Source organism: Streptomyces sp. NPDC002088 (assembly GCF_040296605.1).
In the GTDB taxonomy this organism is placed as follows: Bacteria; Actinomycetota; Actinomycetes; order Streptomycetales; family Streptomycetaceae; genus Streptomyces.
The window spans coordinates 221791-243374 of record NZ_JBEOXO010000010.1 but is presented as its reverse complement, the minus strand read 5'-3'; the positions used below and the strand labels follow the sequence as shown (position 1 = coordinate 243374).

The 21584-nt window shown below is 69.6% G+C and carries 18 protein-coding genes and 1 tRNA gene; 1 reads left to right on the top strand and 18 read right to left on the bottom strand.

The window, feature by feature from the left end; translation table 11 throughout:
• Window positions 1-4 precede the first annotated feature (4 nt).
• The 15 genes from ABT114_RS23260 to ABT114_RS23190 form a co-directional block, all read right to left on the bottom strand.
• Window positions 5-1336, bottom strand: coding sequence for an MraY family glycosyltransferase (locus ABT114_RS23260; RefSeq protein WP_351144741.1), 1332 nt, complete (start codon window positions 1334-1336; stop codon window positions 5-7).
• Window positions 1337-1465: 129 nt separating this feature from the next.
• Window positions 1466-2704, bottom strand: coding sequence for a serine hydroxymethyltransferase (gene glyA / locus ABT114_RS23255; RefSeq protein WP_351144740.1), 1239 nt, complete (start codon window positions 2702-2704; stop codon window positions 1466-1468).
• Between the two features lie 78 nt (window positions 2705-2782).
• Window positions 2783-3451, bottom strand: coding sequence for an arsenate reductase/protein-tyrosine-phosphatase family protein (locus ABT114_RS23250; RefSeq protein ID WP_351144739.1), 669 nt, complete (start codon window positions 3449-3451; stop codon window positions 2783-2785).
• A complete protein-coding gene (locus ABT114_RS23245; protein WP_351144738.1) occupies window positions 3448-4095 on the bottom strand; it encodes an L-threonylcarbamoyladenylate synthase in 648 nt (215 codons plus the stop codon). Before ABT114_RS23245 ends, ABT114_RS23250 begins: the two co-directional genes overlap by 4 nt.
• Window positions 4096-4148: 53 nt before the next feature.
• Window positions 4149-4994: a peptide chain release factor N(5)-glutamine methyltransferase gene (prmC, locus tag ABT114_RS23240; protein WP_351144737.1), complete on the bottom strand. Its 846-nt coding sequence runs from the start codon at window positions 4992-4994 to the stop codon at window positions 4149-4151.
• 48 nt (window positions 4995-5042) lie between these two features.
• Entirely contained in the window at window positions 5043-6119 is a 1077-nt protein-coding gene (gene prfA, locus ABT114_RS23235; protein WP_351144736.1) for a peptide chain release factor 1, read from the bottom strand.
• Window positions 6120-6228: 109 nt separating this feature from the next.
• Window positions 6229-6453, bottom strand: a complete 225-nt coding sequence (gene rpmE / locus ABT114_RS23230; protein ID WP_019326867.1) for a 50S ribosomal protein L31 — start codon at window positions 6451-6453, stop codon at window positions 6229-6231.
• A gap of 160 nt (window positions 6454-6613) precedes the next feature.
• A complete protein-coding gene (locus ABT114_RS23225; protein ID WP_351144735.1) occupies window positions 6614-7753 on the bottom strand; it encodes an LCP family protein in 1140 nt (379 codons plus the stop codon).
• Window positions 7754-8118: 365 nt separating this feature from the next.
• A complete protein-coding gene (gene rho, locus ABT114_RS23220; RefSeq protein WP_351144734.1) occupies window positions 8119-10119 on the bottom strand; it encodes a transcription termination factor Rho in 2001 nt (666 codons plus the stop codon).
• Between the two features lie 409 nt (window positions 10120-10528).
• A complete protein-coding gene (thrB, locus tag ABT114_RS23215) occupies window positions 10529-11446 on the bottom strand; it encodes a homoserine kinase (RefSeq protein WP_351144733.1) in 918 nt (305 codons plus the stop codon).
• A gap of 321 nt (window positions 11447-11767) precedes the next feature.
• Window positions 11768-12826, bottom strand: a complete 1059-nt coding sequence (gene thrC / locus ABT114_RS23210; protein WP_351144732.1) for a threonine synthase — start codon at window positions 12824-12826, stop codon at window positions 11768-11770.
• A gap of 6 nt (window positions 12827-12832) precedes the next feature.
• Window positions 12833-14131, bottom strand: coding sequence for a homoserine dehydrogenase (locus ABT114_RS23205; RefSeq protein WP_351144823.1), 1299 nt, complete (start codon window positions 14129-14131; stop codon window positions 12833-12835).
• A gap of 165 nt (window positions 14132-14296) precedes the next feature.
• Complete coding sequence (gene lysA / locus ABT114_RS23200; RefSeq protein ID WP_351144731.1) at window positions 14297-15688, bottom strand: diaminopimelate decarboxylase; 1392 nt, start codon at window positions 15686-15688, stop codon at window positions 14297-14299.
• 46 nt (window positions 15689-15734) lie between these two features.
• On the bottom strand, window positions 15735-16877 hold the full coding sequence (gene nrtL / locus ABT114_RS23195; protein WP_351144730.1) for an ArgS-related anticodon-binding protein NrtL: 1143 nt from the start codon (window positions 16875-16877) through the stop codon (window positions 15735-15737).
• 120 nt (window positions 16878-16997) lie between these two features.
• Window positions 16998-17582 carry a response regulator gene (locus ABT114_RS23190; protein ID WP_502988370.1) on the bottom strand — a complete coding sequence of 195 codons (585 nt, stop codon included), beginning with the start codon at window positions 17580-17582 and terminating at the stop codon, window positions 16998-17000.
• 66 nt (window positions 17583-17648) lie between these two features.
• Between ABT114_RS23190 and ABT114_RS23185 the strand changes: the two genes are divergently transcribed.
• Window positions 17649-17720 (top strand) — tRNA-Arg (locus ABT114_RS23185).
• Window positions 17721-19044: 1324 nt separating this feature from the next.
• Here ABT114_RS23185 and ABT114_RS23180 read toward each other — a convergent pair.
• The 3 genes from ABT114_RS23180 to ABT114_RS23170 all read right to left on the bottom strand — a co-directional run bounded on the left by ABT114_RS23180 (window position 19045) and on the right by ABT114_RS23170 (window position 21579).
• The gene (locus tag ABT114_RS23180) at window positions 19045-19932 is read right to left on the bottom strand and encodes a nuclease-related domain-containing protein (RefSeq protein ID WP_351144729.1); all 888 of its coding nucleotides are present in this window, start codon (window positions 19930-19932) and stop codon (window positions 19045-19047) included.
• Between the two features lie 106 nt (window positions 19933-20038).
• On the bottom strand, window positions 20039-21412 hold the full coding sequence (locus ABT114_RS23175) for a tyrosine-type recombinase/integrase (RefSeq protein ID WP_351144728.1): 1374 nt from the start codon (window positions 21410-21412) through the stop codon (window positions 20039-20041).
• Window positions 21409-21579, bottom strand: coding sequence for a helix-turn-helix transcriptional regulator (locus ABT114_RS23170; protein WP_351144821.1), 171 nt, complete (start codon window positions 21577-21579; stop codon window positions 21409-21411). Before ABT114_RS23170 ends, ABT114_RS23175 begins: the two co-directional genes overlap by 4 nt.
• Between the last annotated feature and the right edge of the window lie 5 nt (window positions 21580-21584).

Below are 21584 nucleotides of genomic sequence, written 5' to 3'. Positions count from 1 at the left end.
GGCGTCAACGAAGGCGCGAGCGGGAGCCGATGGCGGTCGCCCCGTTGACCCCTGAAACCCCAGACATACCGGACATTCCGGCCGCGACCGGGGTGCGCTGTTCCTCCTCGGCGGACGCATCCGCGTCGTACGCCGCCGCCTGCTCCGCCTGCGCCGCGGCGAGGCCCTTGCGGCGCCGGTAGCGCGGCGGCACGAAGTGCTCGGCCCAGCGGGGAGCCCGCGGTGTGAAGCGGGGCAGCAGAAGCAGCAGGAGGCCGATCGCGCTGAGGATCATGATGCCCAGGACGATCCACATGGACGCCGAGTTCACGGAGTAGCCGAGTGCGCCGAACGCGATCAGCGCCGACCAGAAGTACATGATCAGCACCGCCCGGCTGTGCGAGTGCCCGATCTCCAGGAGCCGGTGGTGCAGATGCCCGCGGTCCGCGGCGAACGGCGACTGTCCGCGCCAGGTGCGCCGCACGATCGCCAGCACCAGGTCGGCGGCCGGCACCGCGATGATCGTCAGCGGCAGCAGCAGCGGGATGTAGACGGGCACCGTCTGGTGCACGGCCGCCTTCTCGGAGTGGACGTACAGCTGCAGCGCGTCGGGGTCGACCTGTCCCGTGATGGAGATCGCGCCCGCCGCCAGCACCAGGCCGATGAGCATCGAGCCGGAGTCGCCCATGAAGATCCGCGCCGGGTGCATGTTGTGCGGCAGGAAGCCGATGCACATGCCCATCAGGATCGCCGAGAAGAGCGTGGCCGGGGCGGCGGCCTCGATGCCGTACGAGTACCAGATCCGGTAGGCGTACAGGAAGAACGCCGTGGCCGCGATGCACACCATGCCGGAGGCCAGGCCGTCGAGGCCGTCGGCGAAGTTCACCGCGTTGATGGTGATGACGACGAGCGCCACCGTCAGCAGGGTGCCCTGCCACTGGGTCAGCGCCACGTTGCCGACGCCCGGCACCGGCAGCCACAGGATCGTCAGACCCTGCATGACCATGACGCCGGCGGCGATCATCTGGCCGCCCAGCTTGATCAGGGCGTCGATCTCGAACTTGTCGTCCAGGACACCGATCAGCCAGATCAGCGCCGCTCCGGAGAGCAGCGCCCGCGGCTCGTTCGACTTCTCGAAGACCTCGTTGAGGTTCGTGAGGTGGTCCGCGACCAGCAGGCCCGCGCACAGGCCGAAGAACATGGCGATCCCGCCGAGCCGCGGAGTGGGTTCCCGGTGCACGTCACGGGCCCGGATCTCCGGCATCGCTCCAGCCACGATCGCGAACTTCCGTACCGGCCCTGTCAGCAGATACGTCACCGCGGCCGTGATGCAGAGCGTCAGCAGGTATTCACGCACAGGCTTCCCCACAGGTCTCGCTGGCCATCTCAGCCCCACACACTAGCGAGGGACGCTTATGGGTGGGGACTTCCGGGTACCGACGATGGTTGCACGTGTGCCTGTGCACCCATGTGCGCCTACCCCCGTTCAGTCGCGATACGGCGGAAATGCCCGGGTCAGCTCGCGCACCTCCTCGCGGGCCCGGCCGCCCTCGATCTCGCCCCGCAGCACGCCCGCGAGCAGCTTGGCGATCCGCGCCATCTCGTCCGCTCCCATGCCCTGCGTGGTCACCGCGGCCGTGCCGAGGCGCAGGCCACGGGCGTCGCCGTGCGGCAGCGCACAGCAGTCCAGGACCATCCCGGCCGCCGCGAGCCGCCCGCGCGCGGTACGTCCGTCGACGCCGAGCGGCGCCGGATCGGCGGTGATGAGGTGAGTGTCGGTCCCACCGGTGGTGACGACCATCCCCTCCGCCGCCAGCCCGGCCGCCAGGCCCCTCGCGTTGGCGACCACCTGATGGGCGTACACGGTGAAGGCCGGAGTCGACGCCTCGCCGAACGCGACGGCCTTGGCGGCGATGGTGTGCATCTGCGCGCCGCCCTGCGTGAACGGGAAGACCGCCCGGTCCACGCGTTCGGCGAGCTCCGAGCCGCACAGGATCATGCCGCCGCGGGGCCCGCGCAGCACCTTGTGCGTGGTGGCGCACACGATGTCGGCGTACGGCACCGGACTGGGCGCCGCTCCCCCGGCGACGAGCCCTATGGGATGGGCGGCGTCGGCGATGAGATAGGCGCCGACCTCGTCGGCCACGTCCCGGAAGAGGGCGTAGTCGAGGTGCCGGGGGTAGGCGATGGAGCCGCACACGATCGCCTTCGGCCGGTGCGTACGGGCCAGGGTGCGCACCTGGTCGTAGTCGATGAGCCCGCTCTCGGCGTCGACGCCGTACCCGACGAAGTCGAACCAGCGCCCGGAGAAGTTCGCCGGCGAGCCGTGCGTGAGGTGCCCGCCGTACGGCAGCCCGAGGGCGAGGACGGTGTCACCGGGCCGCAGCAGCACGGCGTACGCGGCGAGCACCGCGGACGATCCGGAATGCGCCTGCACGTTGGCGTGCTGCGCCCCGAACAGCGCCTTCGCCCGGTCCACCGCGATCCGCTCGGCGACGTCGACGATCTCGCACCCGCCGTGGTACCGGGCCCCCGGATACCCCTCCGCGTACTTGTTCGCGAGCGCCGACCCGAGCGCGGCCAGCACGGCGGGCGAGGTGAAGTTCTCGGCGGCGATCAGCTGCAACGAGGTCGCCTGCCGCTCCCGCTCACCGAGCAGGATGTCCGCCAGCTCGGGGTCCTGCCGGCGCAGGACATCGGCCTCGAGGGTATGGGTGACCGCCATGATGAACTCCGGACGCGTCGACGCTGACGTACGTCCAATGTAGGACGGGAAGATCAGGGGCGCCTGGCGTCGCCGCCGTCACGTCCGCGCCGGCACCCCGGTGAGCGCCGTCACCACCGGATCCAGCGCCTCGTGTATCTCGTCCCCGATCGACCGGAAGAACGGCAACGGCGCCCCGTACGGGTCGTACACCTCGTCCGCCTCGGCCGTCGGCGCCAGCAGCCACCCGCGTAGCGCGGCGGCCGCCCGCACCAGGGCGCGCGCACGGTCGACCACGCCGTCCTCCAGCGGAGGCAGCGTAGCGGGGTCGATCGCCCGGACCAGGCGGGTGAACTCCTTCAGCGTGAAGGTGCGCAGGCCCGCCGAATGACCCATGGAGATGACCTGGGCGCGGTGGTCGCGGGTCGCCGTCAGGACCAGGTCGGCCCTGATGACATGCTCGTCGAGGAGCTCCCGGCCGACGAAGCCGGAGGCGTCCGCGCCGAATTCGGCCAGCACGGTCTCCGCATTGGCCTCCATGGACGCGCCCTCGTGGCCCCAGGTGCCCGCGCTCTCCACGATGAGCCCGCTGCTCAGCAGGCCGCCGAGCCGGTCCACCACGAAATGGCGGGTCAGCCGCTCGGTGATGGGCGAGCGGCACACGTTGCCGGTGCTGACGTGGAGGATGCGGAAGCTGTCGCGGGGGAACCCGAAGGTGCCCGTCACTTCCCCGTTGCCTATGCCACGCCCCGCGTCAGGGGCCGTCAATTCGCCACCTCGAGGTCGGGTACGACCTTGCGCAGCTCCTCCGCGGAGATGGCGCCCGCGCGCAGCAGCAGCGGCACCTCGCGGGTGACGTCGACGATCGAGGACGGCACGTTGCCGGGGGTCGGGCCGCCGTCCAGGTAGACGGAGACGGAGTCGCCGAGCATCTCCTGCGCGGCGTCACAGTTCTCGGGGGCCGGGTGGCCGGTCAGGTTCGCGGAGGAGACCGCCATCGGGCCGACCTCCGTCAGCAGCTCGATGGCAACCGGGTGCAGCGGCATGCGCACGGCGACGGTGCCACGGGTGTCCCCCAGGTCCCACTGCAGCGACGGCTGGTGCTTGGCGACGAGCGTGAGCGCGCCCGGCCAGAAGGCGTCGACCAGCTCCCAGGCCAGCTCGGAGAAGTCCGTGACGAGGCCGTGCAGGGTGTTCGGGGAGCCGATGAGGACGGGCGTGGGCATGTTGCGGCCCCGGCCCTTGGCGTCGAGGAGGTCGGCGACGGCCTCCGAGGAGAACGCGTCGGCGCCGATGCCGTACACCGTGTCCGTCGGCAGCACCACGAGCTCGCCACGGCGGACGGCGGACGCGGCCTCGCGCAGACCGGTCACGCGGTCGGTCGCGTCGTTGGTGTCGTATCGCCGTGCCATTTAGCGGGCCTCCTCGTACACGTACTGCTGGACTGAAGTCTGGGGTGCGCTGCTCACGGCAGCGCCTTGCGGGCAGTGGCGAACCGCGGCCGGTTGTTGAGGTCGGGGTGGTCGGCCGCGTCGGCCCAGCCCTTCTCCTCGGTGAAGATCCACGGCACCTGGCCGCCCTGGGTGTCGGCGTGCTCGACGACGACGACGCCGCCGGGACGCAGCAGCCGGTGCGCCGTGCGTTCCAGGCCGCGGATGAGTTCGAGTCCGTCCTCGCCGGAGAACAGGGCGAGTTCGGGATCGTAGTCCCGCGCCTCGGGAGCGACGTACTCCCATTCGGTCAGCGGGATGTACGGCGGGTTGGAGATGACGAGGTCGACCTGGCCGTCGAGGTCATGGAAGGCATCCAGGGCGTTGCCCTGGCGCAGGTCGACCCTGGACCCCTCCACGTTCTTACGGGTCCACTGGAGGGCGTCCTCGGACAGCTCCACGGCGTGCACGCGCGAGCGCGGCACCTCCTGGGCGAGCGCGAGCGCGATGGCGCCCGAGCCGGTGCACAGGTCGACGATCAGCGGCTCGACCACGTCCATGGCGCGTACGGCGTCTATGGCCCAGCCGACCACGGACTCCGTCTCGGGGCGGGGCACGAAGACGCCGGGGCCGACCTGGAGCTCCAGGTACCGGAAGAAGGCGCGGCCGGTGATGTGCTGGAGCGGCTCGCGCTGCTCACGGCGCGCGATGACCTCCCAGTAGCGGGCGTCGAAGTCCGCGTCCTTCACGGAGTGCAGCGCGCCCCGCTTCACGCCGTGCACGAACGCGGCGAGCTCCTCCGCGTCGTTGCGCGGCGAGGGCACGCCGGCGTCGGCCAGCCGCTGGGTGGCCTGGGCCACCTCTGCGAGCAGCAGGTTCACGCAAGTCCTCCGTGTCGTACTCGTCCTCGTATGTGCGTACGTCCGTCCTTACGCGGCTGCGAGCTTGGCCGCCGAGTCCGCGTCGAGGCAGGCCTGGATCACCGCGTCGAGGTCGCCGTCCAGGACCTGGTCCAGGTTGTACGCCTTGAAGCCGACGCGATGGTCCGAGAGCCGGTTCTCCGGGAAGTTGTACGTGCGGATCTTCTCGGAGCGGTCGACGGTGCGGACCTGGCTGCGACGGGCGTCGGCGGCCTCCCGCTCCGCCTCCTCCTGCGCCGCCGCGAGCAGCCTGGAGCGCAGGATACGCATCGCCTGCTCCTTGTTCTGCAGCTGGCTCTTCTCGTTCTGGCAGGAGGCGACGACTCCGGTGGGCAGGTGCGTGATGCGCACCGCGGAGTCGGTGGTGTTGACGGACTGGCCGCCGGGGCCGGACGACCGGTACACGTCGATGCGCAGGTCGTTCGGGTTGATCTCCACGTCGACCTCCTCGGCCTCCGGGGTGACCAGCACACCGGCCGCCGAGGTGTGGATACGGCCCTGGGACTCGGTCGCCGGCACGCGCTGCACGCGGTGCACGCCGCCCTCGTACTTCAGCCGCGCCCAGACGCCCTGGCCGGGCTCGGTGGCGCCCTGGCCGCCCTTGGTCTTCACGGCGACCTGGACGTCCTTGTAGCCGCCGAGCTCGGACTCGGTGGCGTCGATGATCTCGGTCTTCCAGCCGATGCGCTCGGCGTAGCGCAGGTACATGCGCAGCAGGTCACCGGCGAACAGCGCGGACTCGTCGCCGCCCGCGCCCGCCTTGATCTCGAGGATGACGTCCTTGTCGTCGCTGGGGTCGCGCGGGACGAGGAGGAGCCGCAGCTTCTCCGTCAGCTCCTCGCGCTGCTTCTCCAGCTCCTTGACCTCGGCGGCGAACTCCGGGTCGTCGGCGGCCAGTTCGCGCGCGGTCCCGATGTCGTCGCCGGTCTGCTTCCAGGAGCGGAACGTGGCGACGATCGGGGTGAGCTCGGCGTAGCGCTTGTTCAGCTTGCGCGCGTTGGCCTGGTCGGAGTGGACCGACGGGTCGGCGAGCTTCGTCTCCAGGTCGGCGTGCTCACCGACGAGTTCCTCGACGGCCTCGAACATCTTGGGCTCCTGATACTGCGTAATGAGGGGGAAGGCGGGCGACCAAAAACGCCGGTCCCGGGCGCCCCCGGTGAAGGGGTGCGGCCGTGGACCGGCGAAATGGGGCTCGCTACTTCTTGGAGCCGGCAGCAGCCTTGCCGAAGCGGGCCTCGAAGCGGGCCACACGGCCACCGGTGTCGAGGATCTTCTGCTTGCCCGTGTAGAACGGGTGGCACTCGGAGCAGACCTCGGCCCGGATGGTGCCGGACTCGATGGTGCTACGGGTGGTGAACGACGCGCCACAGGTGCAGCTGACCTGCGTCTCGACGTACTCGGGGTGGATGTCGCGCTTCAAGGTGTCTCCTAGTTTCGGGAGGGCGCCGGGTCGCAGCCGCGGGATGCGGGAGCGTGAACCGGGGCCGACGTACCAGTCTGCCAGGACTGGCCGCATCCCCCAAAACCGGGGGCTGAGCCGATCTATTCCCCGAGCCCCTCCGAGCGCCCCTCCCGGCGGCTCAGGACGAGGTCACGACGCCCTTGGCGGTGCCGCTCGCGGTGCCCTCGGTGGCGGCCTTCGGGATCGCCCGGTCGTTCTTCAGGGCGTCCCAGACCAGCTTCGACTCGGCCTCGGCGACGATGACGCGGTTGGGGTTCGCGGGGTCGTACTGCACCGGCATCGTGACCATGCTCATATGGGACGAGCTGATGCCCTTCAGACCGCCTGCGAAGTCGAGCAGGGAGTTCACCGAGCCCAGGTCGGAGTCGGTGGTGACGGCCTTGGTGGCGGTGTCGGCGAGGTCGATCAGCTTCTTGGGGCTGCTGAAGAGGCCGATGTCCTTGACCTGGTTGACCAGGGCCTTGATGAACGCCTGCTGGAGTTGGATGCGGCCGAGGTCGGAGCCGTCGCCGACGCCGTGCCGGGTGCGGACCAGGCCGAGCGCCTGCTCGCCGGTGAGCTTGTGCGTGCCGGCCTTGAGGTTCAGATGGCTGTCGGAGTCGTTGATGTCCTTGGTCGTGGTGACCGTGACACCACCGAGCTCGTTGATGAGCTTCTGGAAGCCGCTGAAGTCGACCTCGAGGTAGTGGTCCATGCGGACGCCGCTGATGGACTCGACCGTCTTGACCGCGCAGGCCGCTCCGCCGGTGGAGTAGGCGGAGTTGAACATCACGTCGGTCGCGGCGGCGTGCGTGGTGCCGCCGGCGTCGGTGCACGCGGGGCGGTCGATGAGGGTGTCGCGCGGTATGGAGACCACGCTGGCCTTCTTGTGGCCCTTGTAGACGTGCACGATCATCGCCGTGTCGGAGCGGGCGCTGCCGTCGTCGGTGCCGCCGCCGAGCTTCTCGTTGGAGCCGGAGCGGCTGTCCGAGCCGAGGACCAGGATGTTCTCGGAGCCGTTGTCGGTCCTGGTCGGCCGGTCGCTGCCCAGGGCCTGGTTGATGTCGACGGACTTGAGGTTGTCGTTGAGCTTGAAGTACAGGTAGCCGGCGCCGGTGCCGCCCAGGACGACGATGCCCGCCGCGGTCCAGGCCGCTATCAGCAGGCCCCTGCCGCGCTTGCCGCGGCTCTTGCGACGGCGGCCCTTGGCCCGGTGGCGGGGGCCGCTGGTGCCGGGGCCACCCGGTATGACGGGCTCCGGCGTGCTCTCGGCAGACATGTGCTCCTCAGCTCTTGGCTTCGCTCGACCAGGGGAAACCCCATTGCTCCATCGTCACTCCGTCCGGTCAGACGGGGAAACTCGGGAAAGGGTTGCACAACGCTCCGTGTCCGCAGCGTGCGATTCCCTGCACCGTGCGTAGTCACCAAACCGGGGCGTACGCCGCTCACCTGCGATTTCCGCCGCAGTACCGACTCGGCCGGAAGCCGGCCCCGGCCGCGTTCCCTGTGGCAAAGATCTCGCCGTACGGCCCGCTTTCACGGCAGCGCCTGCACGGCAGCACCTGCACAGGCCACACCTTCACGGCAGCACAAAGGGCCGCCCCCGAGACGGGAGCGGCCCTTCTGTGGCTGTCAGTGCCGACCTCAGTCGCCGTTACCGGGCATCGGGGTCGTCTTCTGGATCTGCAGCAGGAACTCGGCGTTCGACTTCGTCTGCCGCATCTTGTCGAGGAGCAGCTCGATCGCCTGCTGCTGGTCGAGCGCGTGCAGCACGCGGCGCAGCTTCCAGGTGATGGCGAGCTCGTCGCTGCCGAGCAGGATCTCTTCCTTACGGGTACCGGACGCGTCGACGTCCACCGCCGGGAAGATGCGCTTGTCGGCGAGCTTGCGGTCGAGCTTGAGCTCGGCGTTGCCGGTGCCCTTGAACTCCTCGAAGATGACCTCGTCCATGCGCGAGCCGGTGTCGACGAGCGCGGTGGCCAGGATGGTCAGCGAGCCGCCGTCCTCGATGTTGCGCGCGGCACCGAAGAAGCGCTTCGGCGGGTACAGCGCGGTCGAGTCGACACCACCGGACAGGATGCGGCCGGAGGCCGGGGCGGCGAGGTTGTACGCACGGCCCAGACGCGTGATCGAGTCGAGCAGGACGACGACGTCGTGGCCCAGCTCCACCAGGCGCTTGGCGCGCTCGATGGCGAGCTCGGCGACCGTGGTGTGGTCCTCGGCCGGACGGTCGAAGGTCGAGGAGATGACCTCGCCCTTGACCGACCGCTGCATGTCGGTGACCTCTTCCGGACGCTCGTCGACCAGGACGACCATCAGGTGGCACTCGGGGTTGTTGTGCGTGATCGCGTTGGCGATCGCCTGCATGATCATGGTCTTGCCGGTCTTCGGCGGGGCCACGATCAGACCGCGCTGGCCCTTACCGATCGGCGCGACCAGGTCGATGATGCGGGTCGTCAGCACGCCCGGGTCGGTCTCCAGACGGAGCCGGTCCTGCGGGTACAGCGGCGTCAGCTTGTTGAACTCCGGCCGCCCGCGCCCGGATTCGGGCGCCATGCCGTTGACGGAGTCGAGGCGCACCAGCGCGTTGAACTTCTCGCGGCGCTCGCCCTCCTTCGGCTGACGGACCGCGCCCGTGACGTGGTCGCCCTTGCGCAGGCCGTTCTTGCGGACCTGGGCGAGGGAGACGTACACGTCGTTCGGACCGGGCAGGTAGCCCGACGTCCGGATGAAGGCGTAGTTGTCGAGGATGTCCAGGATGCCCGCGACGGGGATCAGGACGTCGTCGTCGGCGAGCTGCGGCTCGGCGGCGCCGATCTCGTCGCGCCCACGGCGGCCACGGCGGTCGCGGTAACGGCCGCGACGGCCACGGCGGCCGCCCTCGAAGTCGTCGTCGTCCTGCGGGCCGTTGTCACGCTGACGGTCCTGACGGTCCTGACGGTCCTGCCGACCGCCGCCGCCCTGCTGCTGGCCCTGCTGACGCTGCGGCTGGCCGCCACCCTGCTGGTCGTCGCCCTTGCCACGGCGGTCGCGGTCGCGGCCGCGCTCACGGCGGTCGCGGTCGCGGCGGCGGCCCTCGGCGCCGTCACCGGCGTCGCCCTGCGGCTGTGCGGGAGTCTCGGCCTTCGGCTCGCTCTTGGCCTCGGCGGCAACCGTCTCGGTGCTGCCCGCCGCCGGGCTGCCCGCGTCGGCGGTGGCACGCCGACGGCGGCGCTCCGCGGGGGCGTCGTCGGCCGCGGGCTGGCCGGGGATCTCGATCTGCTGCTGGGCAACGGCCTTCTCGGCCTTGTCGGCGGGCGCCTCGGCCTTCTTCTCGGCGGGGGCGTCGTCGCCCGTGCGCGCCTTCGAAGTGGCCCGGCGCTTCGGCTTGGTCTCGGTGGCTGCCTCGGCGTTCTTCGCCGGGGCACCCCCTCCCGCCTGCGCCTCCTTGATGACCTCGATCAGCTGGCTCTTGCGCATGCGCGCGGTGCCCCTGATGCCGAGGCCGGATGCGACCTGCTGCAGCTCGGCCAGCACCATGCCGTCGAGGCCGGTACCGCGGCGCCGCCGGGAGCCGGCACCGGTGGCAGGCGCGGAGGCGTCCGTGGCGGGCGCGGCAGCGGTCTCCTCGACACGTGCGCCCATCAGATCGGTGGTGTCGCTCACGAAGGGTCCTTCCCTGGAGCGGACGTCGGCCTGTCTGGCTCGGCGACCGGTTGTGCTGTCCGGCAGTGGTCCCGTCTGTGTGGACCGTGCCGGGGCGGTGGTCCGCCAAAGCGGCGGAAGAGAATTTCTGGTGATGGCACTTCCATGAGCCGTGGCACCGAAGGTCTGTGTCACGCGGCGTGGTCGCACCGATTCCGGAGCGTGCCCTGCGGACCGCTCAGCACCCGCGTACGGCGTACTGCCCAGGTACGACGTACGGAACACAGTGCGGCTTGGGGAGCTCCCGGAAGAATGTTGGTCCCGGACGGGGACACGAAGCACCTCGCCATGGTGGGGTCGGGTGCAGACTTGAGGTTAACACTACCGGATCCAACAAACATTCCCCCTCTCGAAATCCGGCAACCGTGTCTCAGGTCGCAAGCGGCAGCACGCTCGCTCCCTGCAGATCGAGGCTCAGCCGGTTCGCTGCCCAGTCGGTGCCGGCCAGCTGCTCGACCTTGTCGGCGGTGCCCGCATCGGCCAGCGCCATGACGGTGGGTCCGGCGCCGGAGATGACCGCCGGAATACCGTCGGCACGCAGTCGCTCCACCAGCGCCGCGCTCTCCGGCATGGCGGGGGCGCGGTACTCCTGGTGGAGGCGGTCCTCGGTGGCGGGCAGCAGCAGCTCGGGGCGCCGGGTGAGCGCCTCGACGAGCAGTGCGGCGCGGCCCGCGTTGGTGGCGGCGTCGACGTGCGGCACGGTGCGCGGGAGCAGACCGCGCGCGGTCGCCGTCAGCACCGGCTTTCCGGGCACGAAAACCACCGGAACGATGGAATCGGCGGGCTCCATCCTGATCGCCCGCGCGGACCCCGTCTCCATCCAGGAGAGCGTGAACCCGCCCAGCAGACAGGCCGCGACGTTGTCGGGGTGGCCCTCGATCTCGGTGGCGAGCGCGAGCAGCGCTGCGTCGTCGAGCTTCGCCTCGCCGCCTATGGTCACCGCCCGGGCGGCCACGATGCCGGCGCAGATGGCCGCCGAGGAGGAGCCGAGGCCGCGACCATGGGGAATGCGGTTGGCGCAGACGATTTCGAGGCCGCGCGGCTGTCCGCCCAGCAGGTCGAACGCGGTACGCAGGGAACGTACGAGGAGGTGACTCTCGTCGCGCGGGAGGGTTTCACTGCCCTCACCCGCGATGTCGACGTGCAGCCCGGAGTCGGCCACCCGGACGACCACGTCGTCGTACAGCCCCAGCGCGAGGCCGAGGGCGTCGAAGCCCGGGCCGAGGTTGGCGCTGGTGGCGGGGACGCGCACCCGGACGGCGGCGGCGCGGAACGCTGGACCGGCCATCGCTCGATGAACTCCTTGAGCTGCGAGATTGTCGAATGACATTCGATGGAACGCATTCGATACGAACATTCGATACGTACGTGAGAACCCTCGGGCCATGTGGACGGCGCGACACCGTGCCATATGCGGAGGCATATGCGGCGGGCGGGTTCAGTACAGCCTATCGAAGGAAGGTTCTGTGGCGACATAGGGCGCACAGGAGGCGCACGATGCGTGCTGCAAGCCCCCTGTGCACCCCCGATGGGGGTTGTCCGGTGTCGGCTACCCCCTGCCGGTTACGCCCTGTCGGTGGAACCTGTCAGGCGAGCCGGGTGGAGCCTGTCAGGCGAGCCCGAGGCGCTCGGCCGCCGTCGCCGCGTCGACCGGGACGGTGACCGGCTGCGGGGCACCCGCGACGGCCCAGTCGGGGTCCTTGAGGCCGTTGCCGGTGACCGTGCACACGATGGTCTGCCCCGGGTCGACCTTGCCCTGCTCGGCCGCCTTCAGCAGACCGGCCACGGACGCGGCGGACGCGGGCTCCACGAAGACACCCTCCTGCGCGGCCAACAGCCGGTAGGCGCGCAGGATTTCACGGTCCGTCACCTCGTCGATGAGGCCGCCGGACTCGTCCCGCGCCGCCAGGGCGTACTTCCAGGACGCGGGGTTGCCGATCCGGATGGCGGTCGCGATGGTCGACGGGTCCTTGACGACCTCGCCGCGCACGATCGGGGCGGAGCCGGACGCCTGGAACCCCCACATGCGGGGAGTCCGCGTGGCGATCCCATCGGCGGCGTACTCCCTGTACCCCTTCCAGTACGCGGTGATGTTGCCCGCGTTGCCCACCGGCAGGACGTGGATGTCGGGGGCGTCCCCGAGCATGTCCACGATCTCGAAGGCGGCGGTCTTCTGCCCCTCGATACGCACCGGGTTGACCGAATTGACCAGCGCCACGGGGTAGTTGTCGCTCAGGGCCCGGGCAAGGGTGAGGCAGTCGTCGAAGTTGCCGTCGACCTGGAGGATCTTCGCGCCGTGGATGAGGGCCTGGCCCATCTTGCCGAGCGCGATCTTGCCCTGCGGAACGAGAACGGCCGAAACCATGCCGGCCCGCACGGCGTACGCGGCGGCGGAGGCGGACGTGTTGCCGGTGGAGGCGCAGATCACCGCCTTCGCCCCCTCCTCCTTGGCCTTGCTGATGGCCATGGTCATGCCGCGGTCCTTGAAGGACCCGGTGGGGTTCGCGCCCTCCACCTTGAGGTGGACCTCGCAGCCCGTGCGCTCGGAGAGCACCTGCGCGGGCACGAGGGGCGTGCCGCCCTCGCGGAGCGTCACGACCGGCGTGGTGTCGGATACCGGCAGCCGGTCCCGGTACTCCTCGATGATTCCGCGCCACTGGTGGGTCATTGCTGCTTACTCTCCTTCAACCCGCATGATGCTGGCGACACCCCGCACGGTGTCGAGCTTGCGCAACGCCTCGACGGTCCCGCTGAGGGACGCGTCGGACGCGCGGTGGGTGACGACGACGAGAGAGGCCTCGCCGTCGCCTTCCTGGCGTCCCTGCTGCCGAACGGTATCGATCGACACGCCGTGCTCGGCGAACACGGTCGCCACCTGGGCGAGAACACCCGGTTTGTCGGCCACATCGAGGCTGATGTGGTAGCGCGTGACGACGTCGCCCATGGGCGAGACGGGCAGCGCGGCATACGCCGACTCGCCGGGCCCGGTGGCGCCGTTGAGCCGGTTGCGGCAGACGGCGACGAGGTCGCCGAGCACGGCGGAGGCGGTGGGGGCACCGCCCGCGCCGGGGCCGTAGAACATGAGCTGCCCGGCGGCGTCGGACTCGACGAACACGGCGTTGTACGCACCGCGCACGGAGGCCAGCGGGTGGCTCAGCGGGATCATCGCCGGATGCACGCGCGCGGTGACGGACCCGCCGTCCGCCGCCCGCTCGCAGATGGCGAGCAGCTTGATGGTGCAGCCGATCTGCTTGGCGGCGGCGAAGTCGGCGGCGGTGACCTCGGTCATGCCCTCGCGGTAGACGTCGTCGAGACGTACGCGCGTGTGGAAGGCGATTCCGGCGAGGATGGCGGCCTTGGCGGCGGCGTCGAAGGCCTCGACGTCGGCGGTGGGGTCGGCCTCCGCGTACCCGAGGGCGGTGGCCTCGTCGAGGGCCTCCTGGTAGCCGGCCCCCGTCGAGTCCATCTTGTCGAGGATGAAGTTGGTCGTGCCGTTGACGATCCCGAGCACCCGGTTGACCTTGTCGCCGGCGAGGGACTCGCGCAGCGGCCGGATCAGCGGGATGGCACCGGCGACGGCGGCCTCGTAGTAGAGGTCCTTGTCGTGATCGTCCGCCGCGGCGTGCAGGGCGGCGCCGTCCTGGGCGAGGAGGGCCTTGTTGGCGGAGACGACGGACGCGCCGTGCTCGAAGGCGGTGACGATGAGGCTCCGGGCGGGCTCGATGCCCCCGATGACCTCGACCACGACGTCGATGTCGCCCCGTTTGACGAGGGCGGTGGCGTCGGTGGTGACGAGAGCGGGGTCGATTCCCTCACGGACCTTGGACGGCCGCCGTACGGCCACCCCCGCCAGTTCCACGGGCGCCCCGATCCGGGCGGCGAGGTCGTCGGCGTGCGTCGTCATGATGCGCGCCACCTCTGAGCCGACCACTCCACAGCCCAGCAGCGCCACCTTCAGCGGACGCGTACGCATCATCCGACCTCGTTTCCTCATACCGTCTACGGTTGGACCAGTCTCACTCACCGGACGGGAGTTTCTATCCCTGGTCCGGATCGTGAGACATCTATTTCATTTTGGCGGGGGTGGAAGACAGGAGATCTTCCGCCCCCGCCTTTCTGGGGGCCTCGGGGATGGGCCTCACCCGACGTCGAGGCGCAGGAGATCCTCCTCCGTCTCGCGGCGGACGATGAGCCGGGCCTCGCCGTCGTTCACGGCGACGACGGGCGGGCGGGTCACGTGGTTGTAGTTGCTGGCCATGGAGCGGCAGTAGGCACCGGTCGCCGGTACGGCGATGAGGTCACCGGGCGCCAGGTCGGACGGCAGGAACGCGTCCTTGACCACGATGTCCCCACTCTCGCAGTGCTTGCCGACGACACGGGCGAGCATCGGCTCGGCGTCGCTCGCCCGGGAGACGAGGGCGACGCTGTACTCGGCGTCGTACAACGCAGTACGGATGTTGTCGGACATGCCGCCGTCGACGGAGACGTACGTACGCAGCCCGTCGAGGGGCTTGATCGTGCCGACCTCGTAGAGCGTGAAGGCGGTGGGCCCGACGATGGCGCGCCCCGGCTCGACGGAGATACGGGGCGTGCGGAGCCTGGCGCCGTCGCACTCACGGGTGACGATCTCCGTCAGCGCCTTGGCGATCTCGTGGGGCTCGCGGGGGTCGTCGTTGCTGGTGTAGGCGATGCCGAGACCACCGCCGAGGTCGATCTCGGGCAACTCGACACCGTGCTCGTCGCGAATGTCCTTCAGGAGCGACACGACCCGGTGGGCGGCGACCTCGAAGCCCGACATGTCGAAGATCTGGGAGCCGATGTGGGAGTGAATCCCGATCAGCTCGAGCCCGTCGAGCTGGAGGGCACGGCGAACGGCTTCGGCGGCCTGGCCACCGGCGAGCGGGATGCCGAACTTCTGGTCCTCGTGCGCGGTGGCGATGAACTCGTGGGTGTGCGCCTCGACGCCGACGGTGATACGGATCTGCACCCGCTGCCGCTTCCCGAGGGACTGGGCGATGTGGGCGACGCGGACGATCTCCTGGAAGGAGTCGAGCACGATGCGTCCGACGCCGGCCGTGATGGCCCGGTGGATCTCCTCGGTGGACTTGTTGTTGCCGTGGAAGGCGATGCGCTCGGCGGGCATACCGGCGGAGAGAGCGGTGGCGAGCTCGCCACCGGAGCAGACGTCGAGGTTGAGCCCTTCCTCGTGCAGCCACCGCACGACGGCGCGGGAGAGGAAGGCCTTGCCGGCGTAGAAAACGTCGGCGTCATGGCCGAACGCGCTCCGCCAGGCGCGCGCCCGGGCGCGGAAGTCGGCCTCGTCGAGGATGTAGGCGGGGGTGCCGAACTCCTCGGCAAGCTGCTTCACATCGACACCGCCGACGGTCGCGACACCGTGGGAGTCCCGGGTGACGGTCTGAGCCCACACCTTCGGGTCGAGGGTGTTGAGGTCGGCGGGCGGTGCGGCGTAGTGGCCCTCGGGGAGAACGTCGGCGTGACGGGGCCCGGCGGGGTGTGCGGAACGGCTCATGGCTGGAGGGGCTCTCTCTGGCTCTCTCTGGCGCGCTCAGGCGCTCTCAGAGGTGGTCGGGTGCGTCGATGCCGAGCAGGGACAGGCCGCCGGCCAGCACCGTCCCGGCGGCTTCGGCGAGGGCGAGCCGGGCACGGTGGGCGGCCGAGGGTTTCTCGTCACCGCGTGGCAGGACGGTGGGGAGGAAGGGGAGGGTGGCGTCGGCGAGGGTGAGGAGGTGACGGGTCAGGCGGGAGGGGGCGTCGGAGGGTGTGGGGGGTGTGGCGTGGGAGGTGGGGGTTGCGTCGGGGGTGCCGGCTTGGAGGGTGGCGGGCACGTCGGCGGTGTCGGTCTGAGGGGCGGGGGCCACGTCGGTCAGGGCGCTGCCTCGTGAGACCGGGGCCGTTGCCGCGTCACCGAGGACGCTGCCTCGTGGGGCGATGGTGGCCGCCCCGAGGATGCGGGGGTGATCGGCGAGGACGACGAGGAGCGCGTCCGCATCACCGACGGGGCCGGGCTCGGGGGTGAAGCCGAGGTCGGCGGCGTTGCGTACGGCGGCCCGGGTGCGGGCGTGGGCGTAGCGGACGCGGAAGAGGGGGTTGCTCTCGCGCTGGACCAGGTGGTCGGCGGTGATGCGGGGCCGGTCGTGCGGGGCGGGGTGGAGCAGCGCCCAACGGGCGGCGTCGAGGCCGAGCGGGACGGGGTCCTCGGGAGCAGGGACGGGCCGCAGATTGACGGGGTCGCCATGCTCCACCTCGACGCGCCCGCCCTGGGAGCCGATGATCCGCACGAGGGCGTCGGCGACGACCTCGGCACGGACGTCGTAGGGGATGCGGAGGGTGACGACCTGCCCTGCGAGCGCATCGGAATGCCCGTAACGCAGCCCTTCGCGGAGGATCCGCCGTACGAGCGTGACGGAGGCCGCGCCCTGGTCGAGGCTGATGTTGAGAAAGCCGGGCCCGGTGATGTCGACGCCGGTGACGCCGGCGGAACGGGTGAGGTAGGGCCGGAGCACCTCGGCGACGCGGCGGGGTGGCTGCCCCGCGGGTCGGGCCAGCTGGAGGGCGATGTTGGTGGCGTAGTCCCCACACCCGCCGGGACCAGGCGTGGTCACCACGGCCCGTTCCGGCACGGTCACACTCAGCTCGCCCTCGTCGACAGCGCTACGCACCGCGCGCAGCACGGTGCGGGAGAGCTCGACGGGGGTCACGGGACAAGCGTAGGGGAGGAGGGGGGTGGGTAGGCGAGCCGGTTTCGGCAAGGGTCCGGGATGTGGACGGGCGGGTCGAACGGCAGCGGGGAAAGCGCCTACGACCTCCCCGTCAAGCCCCTAGCCGCCGGCGCGACCAGCCCTCTCGGCGGCGTCGCCGGCACTGAGAACACTCCGGAGGGGACCCCGGCCATTGAGCTCGGCCGCACCACTGCCTTCCCGCTCGATCAACTCCCGTACCAGCCGCACGAGTTCGGAGGGTTCGAATGGCTTGGCGAGGAAGGCATCGACGCCGACGTCGAGCCCGGCGTCAACCTCGTACTGCGTACAGGCGCTGACGATGGCGAGGGGCAGATCGCGTGTCCGCGGGTCGGCCCGCAGCCGGGAGGCGGTCCTGAGCCCGTCAAGCCGGGGCATGACGACATCGAGGGTGACCACGTCCGGCCGCACCTGATGAACGACATCCAGACACTCGGCACCATCGGCCGCGGTCACGACCTCGAGACCCTCCAGCTCGAGATTGACCCTGATCAGCTGCCGGATGACCTTGTTGTCGTCCACAACAAGCACCCGGCCCGAAGCCCCTGGCACAACTCGAGAGTAGGTCGGGACCAGCCACCGCGTCCGGCTTTTCCGCACTTCCACCCGCGCGGGGGACTCGCCGCCTCCCGACGCACCCGACGGCACCCGGCAAAACCCGTTCATGACCACCCAGGAGGAGCTGGTAGTGTTCTACCCGTCGCCGCGAGCAACACGCCTCGCAACGGACACGCCCCCGTAGCTCAGGGGATAGAGCAACGGCCTCCGGAGCCGTGTGCGCAGGTTCGAATCCTGCCGGGGGCACCCCTTATGAGGTGCCTAAAGACCCCGTCACCAGCGGAAACGCTGAGGCCGGGGTCTTCGTGTTTGTGCAGGCGGATGCCGTCCGAAGCAGCTCTATGTCGGGGTCTGTGGACGAGGTGTGGACGGGATCTTGGGGCATCGCTGCAGGTGTGCCCGGGGAAATACCGAAGTCCCGTACTGGCGTCTGGCGGCCCGGTCGACCGTCACGCCGTGGACACCATCCGCGGCTCCTCTAGGACGGCTGGCACCACTTGGCTTCCGCCCGGGCTCCTGCGGGCATAGGGCACCGGTTTGCCGTGATCGACTCTCACGGCGTCGTCGCCGACCCACACGGCCGCTTGCGGTGGTGCCTTATATTGAGCACCCCACCCGGCCCGACCAGCGAGTGATCAACGTCGACTTTGTCGGCCAGGAGTATGGGGTGCAGGACGCGCCAGCCGCGGCGCGACAAGCGGGTTCAACTCGGCTCTCACGCGCCGCTCCCCCGCCAGTCCCTTTCGCCACGAGTCCCACTCGACCGGTCGCCGCAGAAGGCGTGAGACGGCTCGCTCCACGAGACCCGGGCACAACTTGTCGAGCAGATCACGCAGAGGCATCCCCGGAGGGTTGTCCGCCGGGGCGTCAGCCGACGTCAGCGGCGGCAGCCCTCAGATGCCCGGGCGGGCGGGACGGGCTCGGTGAGGCTCTGTAAGTGTCGGGTCAGCGCGGCAATCACGTCGTCGCGATAGTCAGCCCGCAAGACCACGATGTTCCCGGTTTCGACGTCCACCCAGCCAACCGCAGCACCATCGGGCAGATTAACGCACAAACGATCATGCCCATACCGCTTCCAGCGGGTTCCGTGCAGTTCCACAAGGCTCCCTACGCTGCCGCAGTGACGTTGCCGACACGGCAGCAGCTCGAGGGTGAGCCCACAAGACTGTAGATCCGGCCTGCTTCACCAACTAGCTGACAGGTGTTCGCAGTTCAGGAGACTTAACCCTTCTTCACGATCGTGTCGCAGTTGGAGCACCTCAACTGGTTAGTGGTGTACGGCTGCAGCGTGCTCTTGCCACAGCTCGGACACTTGTGACCCTTCGCCACGGTATTTCCTTTCACGGGGCACGCTCACCCAGAGCGAGCAGTTGACGCCTCATGGTGGTCGGATTTTTTGATTGCGTCAATCCAGTGGCCCTAGCCTGCTGCTTTACAACTAATGGCTGAGCAAGACGACATCAAAGGACGCCCGAAATAGGCGGATTGCCCTTTCTATCCTACGAACTTGCTTGGGTGTTGTCGGAGCTGTGTGCGCAGGTTTGAATCCTGCCTGGGCGCCCCTGAGTGTTCAGATCTTTCGAGTCGCCGTCGGCGGGACCTGGCTCCAAGCCTGACGATGGCGAGCAACGCTGTACACCTGCTCGACCTGCTCGGCCGTCAGCACTCCTGAGAGCGGCGCCATTGCCGCCACCTGACGCTCCTGGTACACGCGCACGCTGAGCTGCGTAGCGACCACCTTCAAGTCGGTCACGCCGACGAAGACGAGCACCGGTTCCACCGGCACAGGAAAGCCGCAATACCGCTCAAGCACTCGGGCCACCCGCTTGACTTCCGCCCGGCTCTTGCGCGCGTAGGGCGCCGGCTTTCCGCGGTCGACCTTCACGGAGTCGTCGCCGACCCACACGACCCTTTTGTGGTGGTGCTTTGTATTGATGCTGAACACGCCACCGGGCCCGATCAGCAAGTGATCGACATCCACCTTGTCGGCCAGGGGGATGGAGTGCAGGACCCGCCAGCCGTGACGCGCCAAGCGGTTCAGCTCGGCTCCTACCCTCCGCTCCCCCGCCAGACCCTTCCGCCAGGAATCCCACTCTGTGGGGCGCCGCAGGAGCTGTGAGACCACTCGCTTGATCAAGCTTGGCCCGGACTTGTCGAGCAGGTCACGGAGAGACTCGCCGGGACGGTTGGCGGACAGGTCGTCGGCCGCCGTCAGAGGCGGCAGCAGCGGGAGCCCCTCAGCCTCGGGCGTCCTGGGCGTCTTCTGTGGCGGAACCGGTTCGGAGTTGTTCTGTAAGTGGTCTGTCAGTACGGCGATCACGTCGTGGCGGTACTCGGCGACCAGGACCGTGATGTCCCCCGTCTTCGCATCCGCCCAGCCGACCGCCGTGCCGTCAGGCAGGTTGGCGTACAGGCGATCATGTCCGTACCGCTTCCAGCGCGTGACCTTCAGCTCCACGAGTCCCCCTCGTCCGCTCTCGTCTCGAAGCGTCGCAGCAGGTAGGGCACAAAACGAGAGAGGCCCCGGACAAGTTGCCCGGGGCCTCAGTGGGGTGCAGCGTGTCTCACTCGTACTCGCGAAGCAGGTCCTCAATCCGCCGGTTGGCCACGTCCTGCCGTCCGTCGAGGCACTTCGCGTAGCGGGTCAGCAGGACCTCGACGCTGTTGCCAGCGCGCTCGGCCACCTCGGTGGGGTCGACACCCGCGTTGAGCCACGTCGACAGCGCCGAGTGCCGAAGGTCGTACGGCCGGCTCGCGAGCGGCGAGGAGGCCACAGACGGCGGGAGCGCGAGGAGCCGGGCCTCTTGCCACACCCGGTAGTACGTCGAGGACGGGACGACCGAGCCCTTCTCACTAAAGAAGAGCCGCCCGTCGTCCGCCGCGCCGAAGGTGGCCAGGTGCTCGCGGAGTGCGGCGACGAGGTGGGGCGGGATCGGCACCCGCCTGACGTCCTCGACGGGCCGGTTCTTCAGACCGCGATCGTCGTGGGTCTCCCCCGAGTCGGTCCACTGCTTGCCGACCGACGGACGAGTCCGATGGAGAAGCGCCGACCCCCAGCCGTGCTCGGGGAGGTTCAGGTCCGTCTCGACGAGGCCGACTGCTTCAGCCGGCCGGAGACCGCCGAAGTACATGGCGGCGAAGAGACCCACCAGGCGCCGACCGCGGGCCCGCCGGTAGCCGCCCACGTAGGAGACGGCCGCCAGGAGATTGCGAGCCTGCTCAGGGTTCGCGACAACGCGAGGGTCGACCTGGTTGGAAACCTTCGGTTTCTGCCAGCGGACGGCCGTGATCGGGTTTTCGCGCAGCTCCCCCAAGTCGACCGCGTAGTTGGCAGCGTTGACGAGAGTCCGCCGCTTACGCCGCACGGTCTCGGCGGCCGCGGCCGTGCCGTCGAGTTTGAGTTTCAGTGAGTCCAGCACCGCACGCGCCGTAGCCGGTTCAGCAAGATCGGCAAGCGGCCGCGAGGCCTTCGACACCCAGTGAAGGACGTTCCGCACCTCGTCCGGAACGTCTCGGTCATCGGGCCCCGGCAAGACGAAGGCCCAGTTGCGGAGCGCCTTGCGGATGGCTTGGTCGGACGGCCGTCCCGCCCGCTCGTCGAGGAGCTCCACGGTCACGCTGGTGAGCGATTCGTTGATGCCGTCGCGCGTATTGGGGGCGGCATGTGGCCACTTCATGGCTAGGTACCTGAGGGCGAAGTCGTACCAGGACACAGCCGACTTCTTCGGTTCCATCGAGTCCGGAAGCCCGGACGCCTGGTCGAACTCCTCGCCGTCGCGCATCGCCCGCATCAGCTTCGCGCGGTAGTGATCGGCCAGTGCCTTCGTGCGGAAGGAGTCGGAAAAGACGTTGCCCGCCACGGACCACCGAACGCCGTACGAGGGCGTTTTCGTATCGCGCTTTCGTACGGCCCAGACCTTCACATCGAGAGACTTCACGCAGCGGCCTCCAGCTGCCGCAGCCACGTGGTGAAGTCGCTCCGCCACACCCGGAGCTCCCCGTTGGGCAGCTTGAATGCGGCCGGCCCGTACCCCAACTCACGCCAGCGGTAGAACGTCCGGCGAGAGACCCCACCCAGCTCTTCCAGGATCTGGGGAACGGTCATCAGCT

Bases quoted from the DNA above. Each gene is read 5' to 3' on its own strand.
- ABT114_RS23190 (WP_502988370.1), bottom strand. From the start codon at position 17,582: ATGAACGGGTTTTGCCGGGTGCCGTCGGGTGCGTCGGGAGGCGGCGAG.
- ABT114_RS23170 (WP_351144821.1), bottom strand. From the start codon at position 21,579: ATGACCGTTCCCCAGATCCTGGAAGAGCTGGGTGGGGTCTCTCGCCGG.
- thrB (WP_351144733.1), bottom strand. From the start codon at position 11,446: ATGGCCGGTCCAGCGTTCCGCGCCGCCGCCGTCCGGGTGCGCGTCCCC.
- prfA (WP_351144736.1), bottom strand. From the start codon at position 6,119: ATGTTCGAGGCCGTCGAGGAACTCGTCGGTGAGCACGCCGACCTGGAG.
- ABT114_RS23225 (WP_351144735.1), bottom strand. From the start codon at position 7,753: ATGTCTGCCGAGAGCACGCCGGAGCCCGTCATACCGGGTGGCCCCGGC.
- glyA (WP_351144740.1), bottom strand. From the start codon at position 2,704: ATGGCGGTCACCCATACCCTCGAGGCCGATGTCCTGCGCCGGCAGGAC.
- ABT114_RS23245 (WP_351144738.1), bottom strand. From the start codon at position 4,095: ATGGCACGGCGATACGACACCAACGACGCGACCGACCGCGTGACCGGT.
- thrC (WP_351144732.1), bottom strand. From the start codon at position 12,826: ATGACCCACCAGTGGCGCGGAATCATCGAGGAGTACCGGGACCGGCTG.
- ABT114_RS23205 (WP_351144823.1), bottom strand. From the start codon at position 14,131: ATGCGTACGCGTCCGCTGAAGGTGGCGCTGCTGGGCTGTGGAGTGGTC.
- lysA (WP_351144731.1), bottom strand. From the start codon at position 15,688: ATGAGCCGTTCCGCACACCCCGCCGGGCCCCGTCACGCCGACGTTCTC.